20 protein-coding genes are annotated in these 14,118 nt (G+C 64.6%); 12 read left to right on the top strand and 8 right to left on the bottom strand.

What is annotated here, in order from left to right; translation table 11 throughout:
• The first annotated feature begins 350 nt into the window (after window positions 1–350).
• The 5 genes from OB916_RS15105 to OB916_RS15085 all read left to right on the top strand — a co-directional run bounded on the left by OB916_RS15105 (window position 351) and on the right by OB916_RS15085 (window position 4,152).
• Window positions 351–1,016 (top strand): helix-turn-helix domain-containing protein, encoded by a 666-nt coding sequence (locus OB916_RS15105; protein WP_390884095.1) that lies wholly within the window; start codon window positions 351–353, stop codon window positions 1,014–1,016.
• A 10-nt stretch (window positions 1,017–1,026) separates the two neighbouring features.
• Entirely contained in the window at window positions 1,027–1,713 is a 687-nt protein-coding gene (locus tag OB916_RS15100) for a hypothetical protein (protein ID WP_390884093.1), read from the top strand.
• Between the two features lie 127 nt (window positions 1,714–1,840).
• Window positions 1,841–2,632, top strand: coding sequence for a 23S rRNA (uridine(2552)-2'-O)-methyltransferase (locus OB916_RS15095; protein ID WP_315910129.1), 792 nt, complete (start codon window positions 1,841–1,843; stop codon window positions 2,630–2,632).
• 150 nt (window positions 2,633–2,782) lie between these two features.
• Window positions 2,783–3,577: a cytochrome c biogenesis CcdA family protein gene (locus OB916_RS15090; protein ID WP_315910128.1), complete on the top strand. Its 795-nt coding sequence runs from the start codon at window positions 2,783–2,785 to the stop codon at window positions 3,575–3,577.
• Window positions 3,574–4,152, top strand: coding sequence for a glutaredoxin family protein (locus OB916_RS15085; RefSeq protein WP_315910127.1), 579 nt, complete (start codon window positions 3,574–3,576; stop codon window positions 4,150–4,152). Before OB916_RS15090 ends, OB916_RS15085 begins: the two co-directional genes overlap by 4 nt.
• A gap of 259 nt (window positions 4,153–4,411) precedes the next feature.
• Here the strand turns inward: OB916_RS15085 and OB916_RS15080 are convergent, their stop codons facing one another.
• Window positions 4,412–5,281 carry a CheF family chemotaxis protein gene (locus OB916_RS15080; RefSeq protein WP_315910126.1) on the bottom strand — a complete coding sequence of 290 codons (870 nt, stop codon included), beginning with the start codon at window positions 5,279–5,281 and terminating at the stop codon, window positions 4,412–4,414.
• 54 nt (window positions 5,282–5,335) lie between these two features.
• Window positions 5,336–5,944 (bottom strand): MBL fold metallo-hydrolase, encoded by a 609-nt coding sequence (locus OB916_RS15075; RefSeq protein ID WP_315910125.1) that lies wholly within the window; start codon window positions 5,942–5,944, stop codon window positions 5,336–5,338.
• A gap of 204 nt (window positions 5,945–6,148) precedes the next feature.
• Here OB916_RS15075 and OB916_RS15070 point away from each other — a divergent pair, with 204 nt between their 5' ends.
• The 4 genes from OB916_RS15070 to hisH all read left to right on the top strand — a co-directional run bounded on the left by OB916_RS15070 (window position 6,149) and on the right by hisH (window position 8,251).
• Window positions 6,149–6,328: a DUF5786 family protein gene (locus OB916_RS15070; protein ID WP_315910124.1), complete on the top strand. Its 180-nt coding sequence runs from the start codon at window positions 6,149–6,151 to the stop codon at window positions 6,326–6,328.
• A gap of 36 nt (window positions 6,329–6,364) precedes the next feature.
• Window positions 6,365–6,922: an endonuclease dU gene (locus OB916_RS15065; protein ID WP_315910123.1), complete on the top strand. Its 558-nt coding sequence runs from the start codon at window positions 6,365–6,367 to the stop codon at window positions 6,920–6,922.
• A 33-nt stretch (window positions 6,923–6,955) separates the two neighbouring features.
• On the top strand, window positions 6,956–7,534 hold the full coding sequence (locus OB916_RS15060) for a uracil-DNA glycosylase (protein ID WP_315910122.1): 579 nt from the start codon (window positions 6,956–6,958) through the stop codon (window positions 7,532–7,534).
• A gap of 66 nt (window positions 7,535–7,600) precedes the next feature.
• A complete protein-coding gene (gene hisH, locus OB916_RS15055; RefSeq protein WP_315910121.1) occupies window positions 7,601–8,251 on the top strand; it encodes an imidazole glycerol phosphate synthase subunit HisH in 651 nt (216 codons plus the stop codon).
• 67 nt (window positions 8,252–8,318) lie between these two features.
• Here hisH and arsM read toward each other — a convergent pair whose 3' ends face one another.
• The 5 genes from arsM to OB916_RS15030 all read right to left on the bottom strand — a co-directional run bounded on the left by arsM (window position 8,319) and on the right by OB916_RS15030 (window position 11,310).
• Window positions 8,319–9,131: an arsenite methyltransferase gene (gene arsM, locus OB916_RS15050; protein ID WP_315910120.1), complete on the bottom strand. Its 813-nt coding sequence runs from the start codon at window positions 9,129–9,131 to the stop codon at window positions 8,319–8,321.
• Complete coding sequence (locus tag OB916_RS15045) at window positions 9,128–9,478, bottom strand: ArsR/SmtB family transcription factor (protein ID WP_315910119.1); 351 nt, start codon at window positions 9,476–9,478, stop codon at window positions 9,128–9,130. The genes arsM and OB916_RS15045 overlap by 4 nt, the downstream gene beginning before the upstream one ends.
• A 158-nt stretch (window positions 9,479–9,636) precedes the next feature.
• The gene (locus OB916_RS15040) at window positions 9,637–10,257 is read right to left on the bottom strand and encodes a hypothetical protein (protein WP_315910118.1); all 621 of its coding nucleotides are present in this window, start codon (window positions 10,255–10,257) and stop codon (window positions 9,637–9,639) included.
• A gap of 115 nt (window positions 10,258–10,372) precedes the next feature.
• The gene (locus OB916_RS15035) at window positions 10,373–10,756 is read right to left on the bottom strand and encodes a hypothetical protein (RefSeq protein ID WP_315910117.1); all 384 of its coding nucleotides are present in this window, start codon (window positions 10,754–10,756) and stop codon (window positions 10,373–10,375) included.
• A gap of 35 nt (window positions 10,757–10,791) precedes the next feature.
• The gene (locus tag OB916_RS15030; protein WP_315910116.1) at window positions 10,792–11,310 is read right to left on the bottom strand and encodes a hypothetical protein; all 519 of its coding nucleotides are present in this window, start codon (window positions 11,308–11,310) and stop codon (window positions 10,792–10,794) included.
• A 193-nt stretch (window positions 11,311–11,503) separates the two neighbouring features.
• On the opposite strand from OB916_RS15030, the gene OB916_RS15025 reads away from it, so the two are divergent.
• Together OB916_RS15025 and OB916_RS15020 are read left to right on the top strand one after the other, a co-directional pair.
• Window positions 11,504–12,493: a WD40/YVTN/BNR-like repeat-containing protein gene (locus OB916_RS15025; RefSeq protein ID WP_315910115.1), complete on the top strand. Its 990-nt coding sequence runs from the start codon at window positions 11,504–11,506 to the stop codon at window positions 12,491–12,493.
• Window positions 12,494–12,666: 173 nt separating this feature from the next.
• Window positions 12,667–12,846 carry a hypothetical protein gene (locus OB916_RS15020; protein ID WP_315910114.1) on the top strand — a complete coding sequence of 60 codons (180 nt, stop codon included), beginning with the start codon at window positions 12,667–12,669 and terminating at the stop codon, window positions 12,844–12,846.
• 71 nt (window positions 12,847–12,917) lie between these two features.
• Here OB916_RS15020 and OB916_RS15015 read toward each other — a convergent pair whose 3' ends face one another.
• The gene (locus tag OB916_RS15015) at window positions 12,918–13,376 is read right to left on the bottom strand and encodes a hypothetical protein (RefSeq protein ID WP_315910113.1); all 459 of its coding nucleotides are present in this window, start codon (window positions 13,374–13,376) and stop codon (window positions 12,918–12,920) included.
• 208 nt (window positions 13,377–13,584) lie between these two features.
• Here OB916_RS15015 and OB916_RS15010 point away from each other — a divergent pair, with 208 nt between their 5' ends.
• Window positions 13,585–14,094 carry a hypothetical protein gene (locus OB916_RS15010; RefSeq protein WP_315910112.1) on the top strand — a complete coding sequence of 170 codons (510 nt, stop codon included), beginning with the start codon at window positions 13,585–13,587 and terminating at the stop codon, window positions 14,092–14,094.
• Window positions 14,095–14,118: the final 24 nt, after the last annotated feature.

Here is a 14,118-nt window from a genome sequence, read left to right as displayed (position 1 = left end):
TCGAACACGCGCGTGCACGACAGAAAGTCCGTAATCGGCATCATCTGTCCTTGCTACCGCCTACGTCACGCTCCTACTTCAACGTGCAAAGCTGAGTACTAACTGAACCTCAGCACGTTCGATTCTCGCCCGAGTATATCCCGGTGGCGATACTCCGACTCGCTACGAGGTTCTCAAACTACGATTCGGTTCCCCAAGACTCGTCCAGCGCCTCGACAAACTCGTGTGCTGGAGGCGATACAACTCATCGGTGGTAAACCGTTTCTTTCCCCATTCAGAATCCGCCGATAGATTCATCAGCTATCATCTCGTTCGAGATAACTAGATGGACAATGACGATGACCGACTTCATGAATCCCACCGCTGCGGAGATCGTCTTGGCGGCACAGCGTGGGGATTCTATCAACCGGATTTCGAATAAGATCGGCACGTCGTATTCGTGGGTCTACGACTGGATCAACCGATTGGACGGCGCAGAAATTATCACAAATACCGATAACGGGATTCGAGTCCGTGACTATGAGATGCGACGGCGCTACGAGGAGATGATGGGGACGTTGTACAGCCGCGACGAAGTTTCACAGGAGGACGCGTACGTGATCCCGCACTTCGCCGGGATGGAGTTTGCCTACACGGAGATCGATGCCACCTACGTCTGGACACACGGTGGATTCCAGATCGCCAGAGGTCACGACGACTACCCTGTGTTTATCGAGGTTCACGAGCGCGATGTCGATCGGTGGATCGAGTTCTTCGAGCGGTTCGGGGTCGACACGACCGTGGGTGAACGCCCGGACGCGGCCGATGTCGACGGGAGCGTCCACTACGTCTTGTTCCCGCAGGCAGCGGACATCGACGTTGAGTGGGTCGACGGCAATCCCGTGATTCCGTTGGACGACGCGGTCAGTCAGATGATGGAGACCCGGCCGGCGTACGAACCGGCGTTGGAGATGATCGCCGACGAACACGACGTGGACATCGACGCGAGACACCACGACCAGATGGCTGCTGACTGAACCACCCATAATGAGCCTCCAAGAGCGTCAAGCCGAACTTATCGACACACACCGCGCCGTACAGGATGAAGAACTACCGTACGTACTCGTCGGAGGTTGGGCAATCTCGGCGTTTCAGACCCGATTCACCACTGATGTCGATTTAGTGCTCCCTGAAACAGAACTCGACGCGTACGACGCCCTCCTCGGCGAGCTGGGGTACAGCAAAGTGTTCGATAACGACGTGGCAAACGTGTACGAGGGACGAATCGTCCGGTACAAAAAATCCGTCGGTGACAACGCGGTCGAATTCGACGCCCTCGTCGGCGCACTCCGCTGTCGGCAGACCGACGCGGAATGGTCGTACCGCTATCTCCACGAACACAGCATCGTCGAGTCACTCGAAGTAGCGGAGAGTCTGACAGCTCGGATTCCCGAGCCGGCGCTGCTGTTCGCGCTCAAGCTCCACAGCGGTCGGCTCGCGGATGCGCGGGATCTGGTGATCGTCGGTTCCGAGGCAGATCTCGACAGCATCGAACAACACATCCATCGCGGGAATCCGAGCCAGCTGGCCGAGCAAATCGAACGCGTGCTGGCGGAACTCGAAAGCGACGAGTTCGCTGACTCGTTCAAGGGCGTGTTCCAGCAGAAGGAACTCCCGGAGGGTAATATCGACGAACTGATCCAGTTCTTGCGAACCCAACGCGATAGACTCTGAGCGGGAATGGTGACAGGATCGGTGTCGGCGACAGTCCATCCGACGTGCATTTCAGGTTCGACCGCGTTTCACCGTGTATGAACGCGAATTCGCTTTCGGTTTCGACATCGAGCGGGGGGAGATACCCATGACAGGAAAAGACAAATACTACAACAAGGCCAAACAGGAGGGGTATCGCGCCCGCTCGGCCTACAAGCTCAAGCAGCTAGACGAGGCTGCGGGGTTACTCGGCGAGGGCAACACCGTGATCGATCTCGGCGCAGCCCCCGGCGGCTGGCTGCAGGTGGCTGCCGAGCGTGTCGGTCCCGAGGGAACCGTCGTCGGCGTCGACCGCCAGCGGATCGATCCCCTCGACGAGCCCGAGGCGACCGTCGAGTACGTCCGCGGGGACATGACCGACGAAGACACGAAGGCCGAGATCCGCGAGCGCGTCGGCGCTGGCGACGAAACCGGTGGTCCGGCCGACCTGGTCATGTCGGACATGGCACCGAACGTCACCGGCGAGTACAGCGTCGATCACGCCCGGTCGGTCCACCTGGCTCGCCAGGCCTTCGAGGTCGCGCTGGATCTGCTCGACTCGGGCGGGGACTTCGTCGCCAAGGTCTTCGACGGCCAGGATCTCGACGACTTCGAGGCCGACGTCGAGCGGGAGTTCGAGTACGCCCGCCGCGTCCGCCCGGACGCGACCCGCGATTCCTCTTCGGAGGTCTACATTGTCGGGAAGGGGCGGCTCACCGCTCCCGTCCGCGAGGGCGACACCCGCGAGGTGGAGATCGTCGACACCGGCCGGGACGGCGACGGGATCGCGAAGATCGACGGATTCACCGTCTTCGTCTCGGGCGTCGAGGAGGGCGAAACCGTCACCGTGCGGGTCGACGACGTGAAGCCGCGCTACGGCTTCGCCCAGCCGATCGAGTGACGAACGACGAGCGACGAAGTGGAGGCGACCAGCAGACGGATGACGAGCTGAAGGCGAGACGGTCGGTGGACAGACGACACGGGTGACGGCTGGTTCACGACGGTATCGGTAACTATTTCCGGTATATTCGGAAACTGGCTGACGAAGAGTATGCGAACCCGGACGTTTCAGCTGGCGGGTGGCATCGCAGTCGTCGCGGGACTCGCGGCCGCGAGCGTCCTGATCGCCGGCGTCGAGACGGCGAGCACGCTGACGGGGCTGGCGCTCGCGGACGCGGTCAATCCCTGTGCGCTCGCGGTCTTGCTGATCTTGCTGACGACGATTCTCACGCGCCATCCAGAGCAGCGACGAAAGACGCTCTGGGCGGGGCTTTCGTTCGTCGCGGCGGTATTCGTCAGTTACGTGATGTTGGGCACGTTGCTGGTGTTCGGACTCAAGTCGGCGACCGAAACCGTGAGTTCGCTTCAGTTCGAGGGGTTGCAACGGTTGTTCGGCGTCTTCGCTATTGTCATGGGGCTGTTGAACTTCAAGGACTGGATCAGCCACGGAGCCGGCGGGTTCGTCGTCGAGGTGCCCTACTCCTGGCGGCCGTCGATGCAGCGGTATCTGACCGACCCGCTCTGGCGATTCCGATCGGTCGTCGTCGGTTCGTTTCTGGCAGGTGCAGTCGTGACGCTCTTCCTGTTGCCGTGCACGGCGGGCCCGTATCTCGTCGCTGGCGGGATACTGGCCCCCTACACCTGGCCGGCGGCGCTCGCACTGCTCGCCATTTACAACCTGATATTCGTCCTGCCGATGGTCGCGATCACGCTCGTGGTTTACGGCGGCTTCGCCACCGTCGAGCAGATCAGCGGCTGGCGCGAGGAGAGCATCGAACGGCTCCACTTCGTCGCCGGAACGATCCTGTTCACGCTCGGCGTCGCGCTGGTCGTCGGAGTCGTGTGACCGCACCGGCTCTGATCGTCGACGCCAGCGGGAAACCGATAGATTATCGGCGGGAAGCGGCCAATTTTACCGGAAGGATGGCATCGGAGATCACGCGGATCATCGTCGTCGCCGCAGTCATGGGGGTCGCGGTCGTGGGCGTGGTCGCGGTCGCCCAGAACCAGCCCGGGGACCCGGGCTCCGGGGAGCCGATCGACAACGTGCAATCGGCCACTACAGTGGACGGAACAGCAGATGTGTGTGTCGTGTTCTTCTACGCGCCGGGGTGTCCGTACTGTGCGGAGGTCGAGGCGTATCTCGAAAGCGTGGCGGAGGAGCGGGAGATTACTGTCAAACAGTACAACGTAAGGACGGAGTCCGCCGAGTTGCTCATGTCGTATTACGACCGATTTGACGTGGCACAGAGAGACCGAGGGCCGGTACCGATCGTATTCGTCGGCGACGAGTACGCGGTCGGGAGCAAGGAAGGGAAAGCACTCATCCACGAGGCGCTCACGAGGGGCGAGCCCGTCGCATGTCCGGTAGTCAATGAGTCGGCTGAATCGGCGTCGGCTCCGCCCTCCCTGGCAGGTTGATCGCCACCGGAAAGCAGGATATTCTCTCGATCGAATACGGGTCGTTGATACTGCCGGCTGTATCATTTCGAAATGATTCGTCCCCCGAGGTAGCGAATCTCCTTCCGAATTTACAGCCGGCAGTGTGATAGTGATTACTGTAACGATTTACCGGTACGACCGCACTACTTCGTGCGATCGACCCGGAACAGACTTACAGTAATCACTATGAGTCGGTGGATCGTGCCGGTCGTCTCGACGGCTCCGGAGGCGAGTCTTCCTACTCGTTGACCCGTTCGAGGTACTGGTTGACGACGATCTGCCCCCTGGCGGTCAGGACGGGGCTGTTATCGCCGGACTTGACGAGTCCCTTCTCGTGGAGCGCGTGCAGGATTCGCCTGACGGCCTGTGAGTCGGCGTCGATGACGCTTGATAAGGAGATGCCGTCGCCGGTCGAGTACAGCGCGGCGAGTGCCTCCGTCTCGCGTTCACTGAGCGAGAGGTCCTGCAGCGATTCCAGCACGTCGTCGTACGTCCGGCGGAGGTAGCGACCGAGAAGCGACAGTTCGCGCGAGGCGTCGGTCGCTGCGACGGTCGTCAGCGCCTGCCCGTTGTCCATGTGAACGACGACCACTGCCGGTCGCTCCTGACCGTCGACGGGCCGCGTTCCACGATCGAAATCGACGATCGACGAGAGCGGCACCGTCACCGGTCCTTCCTCGGTATCGAAGACGACGCCGCCGGCTTTCAGCGAGAGGAGTCCACCGACGAACTCGGCGTCGAGAACGCGACCGCCGACTTTCGCCGGGTGCTTGATCGACACCGGCGTTCCGTTGAGCAGCGCCTTGAACAGCACTCCGGTGAACTTCTCGACCGCCGACTTCTCGGCGGCGACGACGGCCGTCGCCCGATCCGAGCCGCTCCTGTAGGCGATCGTCACCGGCGTCCCCGGCATCGGATCGACCAGTGCGGCCTCGTTCCCGCTCGCGACGTCGAAAACTCCCGTCAGCGGGATCGTCTCCCGATCGTCCGCGTTGGCTGCCAGTACCAGTTGCTCCTCGCCGAGGAGAACCCGCCCCTCGACCGGACTGTCGCGCTCGGACCCGGCGACGCTGAACCGGCCAGTGAAATCCGCGAGGACCGACGGCATATCCCGCTCATCGGGCGGTTCGTGTGAATCGACTTGAACGTTGGGCCCTGATTCTCAGTCGGGATATTTCGGCTCGCGCTTTTCGGCCCGTTCGAGTGCGGTCTCGACGACATCACGGACGTCGCCGTGGAAGATCGACCCGTGGCCGGCGTACATGTGCTCGACGCCGTCGGGCATCCGATCCAGCAGCCGACGAATACTTTCGATGAGTCGCTCGCGGGACTGGCCGGGCCGGTCGGTCCGGCCGAAACTCCCGTACTCGAAGGCACCGTCGTCGTGGACGACGACGTCACCGCTGAACAGCGACGACGGGCCCACGAGCGAGACGTGATCGTCGGCGTGGCCCGGCGTGTAGACGACCTCGCAGGACTCGTCGCCGACGGTGAGCGTGTCGCCGTCGTCGATCGCGTGTGTCCGGAGCGGGTGATCGTCGTAGGCGTACACGTCGACGTCGAACGCCTCGACGACGGCGTCGAGCTCGGCGACGTGATCGCCGTGCTGGTGGGTCAGGACGACGGCGTCGAGCTCCTCCGTGCGGGACGCGATCGCGTCGGCGACGCCCTCCATCGCGCCCGCATCGACCAGCGTCGTCTGCTTGCCGACTGCGAGATACGCGTTGGCGGTGAACGTCTCCGCGTCGGCCGTGACGTTGTACACGTCCATGGGCGAGGACAGGGCCGTGACGGGCTTGATACTGTCGACTGTCAGTGAATCGCCTCGGGGTCAAGCCCCGAGGCATTCTCCTAGACCGCTTGTAAACAAGCCGTCAATCGCGGGAAACCAGCACCACTGATCTATTTCCACCCCATACATACAGACAATTTTCAACGACATTTTTTGCACGCGAACACACATACCTAGACGAACATGGGGTTCGGGAGCTACGACGAATCCGAACAGGAGAACCAGGAGTACGACACGGACCTCGATGACGACGACGGCTTTTCTGCCGAGGAAAACGCCCACGACGGCGACGTCGAGTTCGAGTTCACGGCCTCGAACGACGAACTGATCGACCGTCTCTCGGACATCAAGGAGAACACCTGACGTGACCGGACCGGGAAGCATCGCCTCGAAATCACCATGAAGCCGGGGGTTCGCGCCCTCGGCGTGGCCGAGTCCTATCGCGAGGACACGAGCACGCTCGCCGGCGCGGTCGTGCGTGCCGACCGGGTCGTCGACGGCTTCGTTTTCGAACAGTGTACGGTCGGCGGCAGCGACGCGACCGCGTCGGTGATCGAGTTGATCGAACGGCTGGATCGCCCGGACGTTCGGCACGTCCTGCTGGCCGGGATCGCCCCTGCCTGGTACAACTTGCTGGATCTGCACGCGATCGCGGAGGCAGTCGAGCGGCCGGTGCTGTCGGTCTCTTTCGAGGAGAGCGGGGGGCTGGAGCCCGCCCTTCGGGACGCTTTCGACGGCGAGGCGCTCGCACGCCGGCTGGAGACCTATCGCGACCAGCCACCGCGGCGGGCGGTCGATCTCGACGACGAGACAGTCTACGTCCGGGCTGTCGGGTGTTCGGCCGAGGACGCCGAGCGCGTCGTGCGCGCCTTCACGCCGGAGGGTGGGCGACCCGAGCCACTTCGGGTCGCTCGGGAGGCCGCCAGGGCTGCCGACGTGTTCCGGCGCGAATCGTGAGGGTTCATACCCTCCGAGCGCGCAACCGGTGGCATGGACGAGAAGTTACGCGTGACCGACTGCGAGCGCTGTGGTGACCTCGTCGACTCGCGGAGTCGGATCGTCAACGGCGTCGGCCCGGCGGACGCGGATCTGCTGTTCGTCGGCGAGGCTCCGGGTGCACAGGAAGACGAGGAAGGTGAGCCGTTCGTCGGCCGCAGCGGTGACGTCCTCGACGACGCGCTGCGCGACGCCGGACTGGTGCGGGCGGACGTCCGGATCACTAACTGCGTGCGGTGTCGCCCGCCCGAGAACCGCGATCCGACGAGCGAAGAACTCGACAACTGCCGGGGGTATCTCGAGACGGAAATCGACCGCGTCGATCCCGAGGTGATCGTCACACTCGGAAAAGTGCCGAGCGAGCACCTGCTCGGACGAGACGTGGCCGTCACGGGCGAGGCGGGCGAGCTGTTCGACGTGCGGATCGCCGGGGAGACCCGGCGCGTCCTCGTCTCGGTCCACCCGGCCGCGACGCTGTACGATCGCAGTCAGGAGGCAACGTTCGAAGCGACGATCGAGCGCGCCGCCGAGTTCACCGACGGCGGCGACCAGGCGAGACTCGGCGAGTTCTGAGTACGAGAGTGGAACGTCGATTGCGCGAACGGAAAGGGACTTGACGACACTCCACCAACGACGTGTATGAGCAGCACGCGACAGACCGCAGCCGAGGTCGTCGTCGTCGACTACGGCCTGGGGAACCTCCGCAGCGTCACGCGGGGGCTCGAACGCGCCGGCGCAGACGTCGAGATCAGCGACGATCCCGCCGACTTCGAGGGCGCCGACGGGGTCGTCCTCCCCGGCGTCGGCGCGTTCTCCGAAGGAATGGACAACGCTGGCCCGTTCCGGGAGACGCTGATCGAACTCGCCGAGGACGGCAAGCCGCTGTTCGGGATCTGTCTCGGCATGCAGATGCTCCTCACGACGAGCGAAGAGGCTGAACACGCCGGCGAGGGCGACGTCGAGGGGCTAGACCTGATCCCGGGAGCGAACCGCCGGTTCACCGGGGATCGCAAGATTCCCCACATGGGCTGGAACGAACTGTCCGTCGAGCGCGAACACCCGCTCGTCGAGGGCGTCGACGGGGAGTACGCCTACTTCGTCCACTCCTACTACGCGGACCCCGACGATCCCGACGCCGTCGTGACGACGACCGACTACGGCACCGACTTCGCCAGCGTCGTCGCTAACGAGGCTGGCAACGTCTTCGGAACCCAGTTTCACCCGGAAAAGAGCGGCGAGACCGGTCTTCGGATTCTGCGGAACTTCGTGGATTACTGCGCGGAGCAGTGAACGTACGCGCCTGTGGCGCGTTTCACTCGACTGAACGCAGTGAGGTCGAGGTTGTTTTTGAACGGCGTCACTCGACGGGCTTCTCGGCCTCGATCCGCGCCGAGAGCAGCGATCCGCCGAGGTCGTATTCGTCGTGCCACTCGTCGATGACTTCTCGGCTGTCGGGGTCGAGTTCGACGCGGATATCGATGAATCCGGCCGCTTCGAGCAGGCTCGCGATCCGCTCGGGCGACTCCGCGCCGCTGATACAGCCTGCCAGCGATCCGGGGTCCTCGCGGACACTCTCTGGAAGCGAATCGGTCCGGACCGGATCGGTGATCGCCAGTCGACCGCCCGGCCGGAGGACCCGATAAGCCTCCTCGAACACCCGGTCTTTCGCCGGCGAGAGGTTGACCACGCAGTTGGAGATGATGGTGTCGACGACACCGTCGGCGACCGGCAGGTGTTCGATCTCGCCCAGGCGGAACGAGACGTTCCCGGCGTCGTTCGCTCGGGCGTTCGCACGGGCCTTCTCGATCATCTCCGGCGTCATGTCGACGCCGATGACCCTGCCTTCGGGCCCGACTTCCCGGGCGGCCAGAAAGCAGTCGAAACCCCCGCCGGAGCCCAGATCGAGGACCGTCTCGCCCGGCTCGAGGTCGGCGATCGCCGTCGGGTTGCCACAGCCCAGTCCGAGGTTGGCCTCGCCGTCGACGGTCTCGATCGCCTCGTCGTCATAGCCGATCTCGCGGGCGATCTCGGCAGCGTCGCTGGCTGTATCACTGGTGCCGTCGTCGCCGCCACAGCACGACGTCTCGGTACCGCCACAGCATCCCTCGCTCGCGGCGTCGGCGTAACGATCCCGGACCAGCCGCCGAACCGCACTTTCGTCGTTTGTCATTGGCGATCCCCTCGGACCGCGTCCAGCGTCGCCAGCAGCCGCTCGGCTTCGTCGGTCAACCCGTAATATCGCCAGTTGCCGTCCTTCCGTCGCGTCACCAGCCCCGCGGTGTACAGCCGCGAGAGCGCCTGGCTCACGGCACTCTGGCTGACGCCGACGGCCGATTCGAGGTCACAGACGCAGACCTCGCCGCCCGCGCCGTCGATCCGCCGCAGTAGTTCGTATCGCGTGTCGTTGCCCATCGCCGACAGCAACTCGACGTCCGCCGCCAGCGCCCCGGTGTCGACCGCTCCGACCGGCACACAGCAGGCCGTATCCTCGGTCGCCGTCTCGACATTGCCATCCATATTAACTATCTCTTATATTGTCTTTCTCTAATATAGATGTTTTGATCGTCGGTTGTTCGTCCGGGGACGGTCAACCGGAGCCCGGTCCAGAAGTCAGTCGGCTATCGAGGGCGATCAGCGGGCGTCGCGTCCGAGAACAGTCCGAACGGCAAGGACAATCAATCAGCTTCCTGTCCGAGAACAGTTCGGATAGCGAGGACGACGAGACAGCCCAGAACTGACAGTACCGACAGGTGGCCGATCGAGACGCCAGTGGTCTGTGCGAAGACGTCCGTCCCTGCGACGCGTTCCAGGTAGATCGCCATCGTCGATCCGCCGAACACGCCCAGCGAGACGAGCCCGACGGTGACGACGATCGCCAGGCCGCCGGTGACGATCGACAGCCCGGCGGCGATCTGCTCGACGTCGAAGACCGTCCGAGCCTGCGCTTCCGTCAGCGGCCCGCGGCGTCGCCGGTACCACCACAGCCCGGCCAGCAACAGGGCGGCCGTGACTTCGGTCACCCAGCCGACCACCCCCAGCACGAGCAGCTTCGGGGTCGCCAGGAACGGATCGAACGTCGGTACGTACTCACCGACCGACGGCGGATAGAACGCGTACAGCGGCAAGATAGTCGCCAGTAACGCGAGCAACACAGCCTGGTAGATCAGAACCCGTGAGACGGGGACGGTGATGACGCCCTCGGTATAACGGAGCCGCTCGTAGGCCGACTCCGAGAGGATCGCGTCGGTTATCGGATCCGCTGACGCCGAATCGTCCCGCATCGAGTCGTCGGGCATGTCACGTGGTAACGTTACTAGACGATAGTATGGCCAATAATCGTTTCGACCGGTCGAGTGCCTGCCGAGCGATGGTGGTCTCTTGCCAGCGGATGAGGATTCTCATACACGACCGTCACACCGAGACCGCAGCACCGTAGATGACGCTGACGAGAAACACAGTGGCGGCGAGGGCCTTCCCGGTGAGGATCAGCGCCTGCCGGACGTCCTGCGAGTGGGCCTTTTCGTCTTCGACGGCTCCCTCGGCGTCGTCGAATCCGTAGCGACCGGCCATCGCGTAGCCGGCACAGAACTGTCGCTGTGCCTGGAGTACGCCCAGGATACCGCCATACAGGAAGATGAAACTCCCGAGGAGGTACGTCTCGGGGTAGCCGGCGATCAGGACCGTTGCGATGTAGACGAACGCGACGGCGAAACTCGCGTATCCCAGCAGGCGACGCTTTCGCTGTTCGGCTCCGCCGATGTTGCACGCTCCGGGCTGGTACTCGGACTCGGCCATATCCGGGGTATGGACGGCGGCGGCAAAAACCTGCTCTAGGACTGTCGCATTGCGACCGCGTGCTGGAGCGCGCCGCCGAGTGCACCTGCGAGAGCGGGCAACAGGAGGTTGCCGAACAGGAGTGCGACGTAGCGCAGTGACACGGGCGTGTTCGAGACCGGCGTCGACGGGAGCAGGTATAGCGCCAGCGCCGCGAGTGTCGCTAGGCAGACCCCGATTCCGACGGTCGCACCGGCTTTCGCCGCTACCCAGCCGCTGTCGAGTCGGTCGGCCCTGACCGGGACGATCGCGCCGCCGGCGACGGCGACGAGCAGGACGACGAACGCGGGGGAGAGCAGTAACAGCGGGGGCGACTCACCGGACAGCGACAGCAGGGCGAGCACGGCACCGAACACGTAGATCGCTCCCGCATACCCAGGAACGGCGAAGTGTTCGGTCGCAGGCGGTTGCACGACGGCGACGAGGACCAGCGCGAAGAGATAGCCGGCGATCCAGACGCCGACCCCGACGAGAACGCCGGTGAGAAACGGGGAGGACGTACGGCGATAGGACATACGCGTGTCCGGCACGGGCGCGGATAAATACCTGCCGACGATGGGGCGGATGTCGGGAGGTGCCGACGATGGGGCGGATGTCGGGAGGTGCCGACGATGGGGCGGTCGATACCTGCCGACAACAGGTGGACTGGCCGCCGCGACGCTCGTTACCGACCCCCTATTTCTTGTCAGTCGGCTACGTTGAGCCGGTATGCCGACAGTCTACGCGGCGTTGGACGACCGCGTGCTCGCCGCTCGGGGGTCGTCGGGATCGTGGCGGACCGCCGTCCGGCTCCAGGGACGGGAGCTGCAGGCGCTCGCGGCGTCGCCGGCACGGCCGCAGCGAGTGTTCGTCGGCGCGGCCGGGTCGGGGCTGTGGCGAGGCACCGAGGACGGCCGGTCGTTCGATCGAGCCTGGCTGGCCGACGCACCGGGATCGGTGACGGCAGTGGCGGTTTCGCCGCACGACCCGGACGTGGTCTGGGTCGGGACGGAGCCGAGCGCGGTGTATCGGTCGGGTGACGCTGGCGAAACCTGGAGCCGGCAGTCGGGGCTGACGGACCTGCCGTCCTCGAGCGAGTGGTCGTTCCCGCCGCGACCGGGAACTCACCACGTCCGGTGGATCGAGCCCGACCCCCACAGCCGAGAACGGATTTACGTCGGGATCGAGGCCGGCGCGCTCGTCCGGACCGCCGACGGCGGGGAGACCTGGCAGGACCGACCCGCGGACGCGCCGCGAGATGTCCACGAGATCGCGACCAGTGGAGGGGACAGACAGCGCGGACGAGTGTACGTCGCAGCAGGGGACGGGTATGCCGAGTCGGCCGACGGCGGCGACACCTGGACGTTTCTCCAGGCCGGACTCGAGCATCGATACGTCTGGAGCGTCGCTGTCGATCCCGGAAATCCGGAGCACGTGCTGGTCTCGGCGGCCACCAGCGCCCACCGGGCACACGACCCCGACGGACAGAGCTATGTCTATCGGCGCGTCGGCGATCGCTGGGAGCTGACGATGGACGGGCTCGCTGGTCCGGACGGCCTCGCGCGGGCGGTGCTCGCGACGGGGCCGGACGGCGCGTTCTACGCGCTGACCAACCACGGCCTGTTCCGGTCGCCCACGGGCGACGGCTGGCACCGCCTGCCCGTCGACTGGCAGCAGCGGTATCAGGAGCTTCTCCCGCGGGGACTGGCAGTCGTCTGATGCTGTCGGCGCACGCTCCCGGAGGGGCTTGCCACTGCACGGGAGCGAGCCCGCTTCGGGGAATTTCAGGCCCGAGCCGGTAGAACGCGCGATACGCACGACTGCCCAGCATTTCTTTGGAACTGAGATCACGGGATTTTATCACTGCCGTTCAAGTATCACTATCGTGTAAGATGACTTCGAAAAGTGCGCGACTCATGGGTCCGGCCCTGATCTTTTCGCCATTCGGGTTCGTCGTCGGTGGTCCCGTCGGAGCCATCGTCGGGCTGATAGGTGGATTTGTCGTCGGTGAGCTGTACCACCGGCTCGCCGTTCTCGAACAGAAGGTCGAAGCCCTCGAAAGCCAGGAGTAGGCTCGAATACGACCGACCCACCACTTCGTCACAACTTCGTCATCGACCCGGGTGAGGACGGCAGCCGACAGTCAGAGACGCGTCGGCCCCCGATCCGTCTGTTCGTCTTCCAACAGCCACGCGAAGACGGGCACGTACGAGAGCCACGCCAGGAGGAAGCCGAGTCCGACGACGGCGTTACGCGCGCTCAGGGCAGCGTAGACCCCGTCCACGGTGCCGATCAGCACGACGACGATCAGCAGAAAGACGATTCCCGGCCGATCGAGCCCGTCGTAGAGCACACCGAGAAGCGATCCGAGCACGTACGAGAACGCGTAGCGACCGGCGGCCACGAGGAGCACGTCACCCCAGAAGAGTAGCTCGACCGGCAGACCGACATCGCTCTCCAGCCCCGCGAGCACCAGCCGGACGCTCCGGTAGAACGTCTCCTGGTGGGTCAGCAGGGCGACGACGGTCAGTGCGACCGTCAGTACGCCCACGACGCGGCCGGCGACGACGCCGACGCTCCCGGGCTCACTCCGCTCGACCATCGGTGGTGTCGAGACGCCGGAGACCAGAGTTCGTTACGCGACGACGACCAGTGGCAACGAGGGAACCGATCACCATGCTCTCCCCTGCAAGCGGAACCGTTTTCAACTTTTTCGGGGCCGCGTCTCCGGGTCCAGCAGGCGTCGTTTGCGGCCGTCGAGTATCGGACGGGGCACGGGCTATATCACGCTGGCTGGCGATACTGACGGTATGGACCGCGGAGACATCACGGATCGACTGCCGAACCTTTCGCTGGACCGAGTGCCGGGCATCGGCGGCGAGTCCGAACCCGAGCCGCCGGACTCGTTCGACGAGCCGATCGAACGGCCGGACGTGGCTCCACCGACTGCAGACACGCGAGACGAAAGCGGGCCGACCGACGAAGCGGCCAACGACAGCGTGGACGAGACCGGAGGCGACGACGAAGACGAGCCTGAAGAGGAGGAGGCGCCGTCACGGCGCGAACAGGCCAGGAAAGCGCTGCTCGGCGTCTCGGTCGGCGGGGCCGCGCTGGCCGTGCTGGCCGCAGTCGTGCGTCGATTGCTCGGCGAGGACGAATCCGAGGAGACGACCGAGGGGGACGAAGAGATCGTCGACGTCGAACGGAAGGAAGAACAGCCGGAGCCGGCACCCGACGCCGAGGCTGTCGCGACGGTCGTCGGACTGGCTTTCCAGGTGCTCGTGCGTCGACTCGTCGGCGAAGACGAACTGGAAGCGTAGCCGTCGACCGGACACCGACGACGC

Source organism: Halapricum hydrolyticum (assembly GCF_025517535.1).
Classification (GTDB): Archaea; Halobacteriota; Halobacteria; order Halobacteriales; family Haloarculaceae; genus Halapricum; species Halapricum hydrolyticum.
The sequence above is the reverse complement of the archived record's forward strand: the minus strand, read 5'-3'. Positions and strand labels throughout refer to the sequence as shown.